2 protein-coding genes are annotated in these 3,546 nt (G+C 48.5%); both read left to right on the plus strand.

Annotation, left to right across the window (positions count from 1 at the left end):
- Nucleotides 1-36 precede the first annotated feature (36 nt).
- Nucleotides 37-1,569, plus strand: a complete 1,533-nt coding sequence (gpmM, locus tag ACTHY5_RS06290; protein ID WP_441877853.1) for a 2,3-bisphosphoglycerate-independent phosphoglycerate mutase — start codon at nucleotides 37-39, stop codon at nucleotides 1,567-1,569.
- Between the two features lie 58 nt (nucleotides 1,570-1,627).
- On the plus strand, nucleotides 1,628-2,779 hold the full coding sequence (gene envC / locus ACTHY5_RS06295) for a murein hydrolase activator EnvC (protein ID WP_441877855.1): 1,152 nt from the start codon (nucleotides 1,628-1,630) through the stop codon (nucleotides 2,777-2,779).
- Nucleotides 2,780-3,546 lie beyond the last annotated feature (767 nt).

The following is a 3,546-nucleotide window of genomic DNA, read 5'->3' on the forward strand; positions in this document are numbered from 1 at the left end:
ACCTGCACTTTAAAATCACAAACTTAGGCTTACGCTATGAACTCGACCAAAAAGCCCCTAGTGCTCATCATTATGGATGGCTGGGGCTATAGTGAAAACACCGAACATAATGCTATTCACACCGCACACACCCCGGTACTTGATGGCTTAATGCAAGACTGTCCCTCTATGCTGATTTCTACCTCGGGCCATGATGTAGGCTTACCCGATGGCCAAATGGGCAACTCAGAAGTAGGGCACGTTAATATTGGTGCGGGTCGTATTGTTTATCAAGATTTAACTCGTATTGATAAAGCGATTGCCGACGGCAGTTTTTTTACTAACCCTACCCTAATTCAAGCCATTGACGGTGCCACCGAGCAAGGTAAAGCCGTGCATATTATGGGCCTATTGTCGGCGGGGGGCGTGCACAGCCATCAAGATCAAATTGTGACCATGATAAAAATGGCAGCTGAACGCGGTGCTGAAAAAATTTATATACACGGCTTTTTAGATGGTCGAGACGTGGCCCCTCGTTCAGCATTAAGTTCAATTGAACTCATTGAAAATGCATGTGCCAAGCTAGGTAAGGGGCGCTTGGCTTCTATTGTGGGTCGTTATTTTGCCATGGACCGCGATAACCGTTGGGAACGGGTGCAAGTGGCTTACGACTTACTCACCCAAGGTAAGGCCGAGTATCATGCTGCCGATGGCGCGGCAGGCTTGCAAGCCGCTTATGATCGCGGCGAAAGCGATGAATTTTTAACCGCCACTACCTTAGGCGAGCCCGTGCGTATTGAAGACGGCGATGCGGTTATTTTTATGAATTACCGAGCCGATCGGGCTCGTGAATTGACTCGTGCTTTTGTACAGCCAGATTTTAATGATTTTGCGCGCACGACTTGCCCCGCGCTGAGCGATTTTGTGATGCTCACTGAATATGCCGCAGATATTCCAACGGCCTGTGCTTATCCGCCCGAAGCATTGCCAAATACCTTAGGGGAATGGCTTGCTGAGCATGGCAAAACTCAGCTACGTATTTCTGAAACCGAGAAGTATGCCCACGTTACTTTCTTCTTTAATGGTGGCCGCGAAGCCTGCTTTAAAGGTGAACAACGAGAAATGATCCCAAGCCCACAAGTTGCCACTTACGACTTACAACCAGAAATGAACTCAGAACTGCTTACCGATAAGCTGGTAGAGGCCATTCACAGCCAAGCATTCGACGTTATTATCTGTAACTATCCTAATGGCGATATGGTCGGCCATACAGGTGTGTTTGAAGCGGCGGTAAAAGCCTGCGAAGCGATAGATAAATCCGTTGGCCGTGTGGTAACGGCACTAAAAGAAGTGGGCGGTGAGGCGTTAATTACCGCCGATCATGGTAATGCCGAGCAAATGATCAACCCGGTTACAGGGCAAGTGCAAACCGCACACACCACACTGCCAGTGCCGTTAATTTATGTGGGCCGAGACGCAACACCGGCAGCTAAGGGGCGGTTATCGGACTTAGCGCCGACCATGTTGAACTTACTTGGCATGGAAACACCTGAGCAAATGACTGGTAAGCCGCTAATGGTTCTGAAATAATCAGCCTATGGGCAAAAAACGACAGTTCATTACATTTGTGTTATTGAGTGCCGGTCTTATGATCGGCACTTTCGCATGGGCAGACGACAGTAAAGAACTCAAGAACGTACAAGGGCAAATTGCCAGCCAGCAACAAAACTTACAACAGCAAAAAGCGAAACTCAAACAGTTACAACAGCAACTCGCTAAAGATGAAAAAGCCATTTCTACCATGGCACGTAAGCTTAACCAAACACAGCATAAGTTAAGCGATAACCAAGCCGAACTGGTTAAATTAGATAAAGAGCATCAGCAATTAACTCAACAAGCTAAGCAGCAACAAGCGTTATTAGCAGAGCAGCTACGGGCTGCTTATCAAAATGGTCGCCACGATTATTTAAAGTTATTACTGAATGGCCAAGACAGCACCGAAATTGACCGTTTGCTGCATTATTACGCCCATTTAAATAAAGCGCGCGCTCAAGCCTTACAGCAATTAGCAAAAACGCAACAGCAACTGGCTAATAACCACCGCCAAGCTGAGCAAAGCCGCCAACAATTAAATCAACTGCTGGCTCGCCAACAACAAGAGCAAGACAGCTTAAGCGCACAGCAAAGTAAACGGGCTGCCACGGCTAAACAACTGAATAACGCCTTAGATAAGGGTAACCAAAGGCTGACCAGCCTACGCCAAGCCGCTAACCACTTAGATCGACAAATTAAAGCCGCCCAAGAAAAAGCCGAGCGCGAACGTGCTGAACGAGAAGCCCAAGAGCGCGCTGCACGACGTACGGGTAGTTCGGGGCGAACGCCAGTGGTGGCAAAGCTGAGTGGTAATTTTGCGGGCTTAAAAAAAGGCACCTTACCTTGGCCATTAAAGGGCAAGTTAATACAAAAATTTGGCAGTAATCGTACCAGCCAATTAAAGTGGAAAGGGCTATTTATTAGTGCGCCCGCCGGCAAAGAAATAAAGGCCATAGCCAATGGACAAGTGGTGTATGCCGATTGGCTAAATGGCTTTGGCATGGTGATGGTAATTGAACACGGCAAAGGCTATATGAGCCTGTATGGTCATAATCAGTCGCTGTTACTTAACCCAGGCGACAAAGTTAACGCCGGTCAGCCCATAGCGTTAAGTGGCGACAGTGGCGCGCAAAATAAAACCGGCCTCTACTTCGAAATTCGCTACCAAGGTTCAGCCGTTAATCCCCTGCCCTGGTTAAAGTCTTAATACAGCGCCTAGCGCCGAGCACCAAGCGCCTAGCTAAAAAGCAAACACCCTCCTGATGCACATCAGGTTTTCGCTTTAGGGTGTTAAGCTGGGCGCTGGGCGCCTGTCACTTCATCACATCTTTTGCTTGCATTATAAATAAAAAACAAGAAGTGTGATTGAATCGGTTATCTCCTGCACTATAGCCGAACAAAGGGTCTTCTTCATCGACACGCTGCAAGTACATCCCTGTAGCGCTCAGCACATAACCTCCCTGTTATGTGATGGTCGGTGAAGAAGATCCCTTTATCCGGCCACACGCTATGGTGTTGCCTATCGGTACGCTCCACTCAGCCTCGTTACTCACAAAACGGCAATATGGCCACTTCAATATCGGTGTACTCACTCGTCAATATCTTTAAGGAATTCATACACTTCAACATAATCCATCAGCGTAAACCAGCCTCGCTAGAGCACTTGCGGCCCCACTCGGCCATTGCGTGAACTATCATGCCACGTCTCAATCGAGCTAAGGCATAATAAGCCCAGTACAGTGACGGCGTCTGCTCTGGAAAGGCTGTTTCTCTACTTTGTGCTATTTCTTTTAATTGCAGTAACTCACTTTCGCCTGCAGCCTAATGCGAGAGCCAGCATTCGCCTACACATTCAGGCAACTCGGTGCTAAGGGAAAGGCAGAGGGTGTCTGCTCCGTCGACCCTCCGCGCCATGGAGTGCGCGGCGGAGCCCCCATGGATGGGTTTACGGCGAGTCTGTCGGAGTAGTACGCT

It is taken from the genome of Oceanisphaera sp., from assembly GCF_052084945.1.
In the GTDB taxonomy this organism is placed as follows: domain Bacteria; phylum Pseudomonadota; class Gammaproteobacteria; order Enterobacterales; family Aeromonadaceae; genus Oceanimonas.

Bases quoted from the DNA above. Each gene is read 5' to 3' on its own strand.
- gpmM (WP_441877853.1), top strand. From the start codon at position 37: ATGAACTCGACCAAAAAGCCCCTAGTGCTCATCATTATGGATGGCTGG.
- envC (WP_441877855.1), top strand. From the start codon at position 1,628: ATGATCGGCACTTTCGCATGGGCAGACGACAGTAAAGAACTCAAGAAC.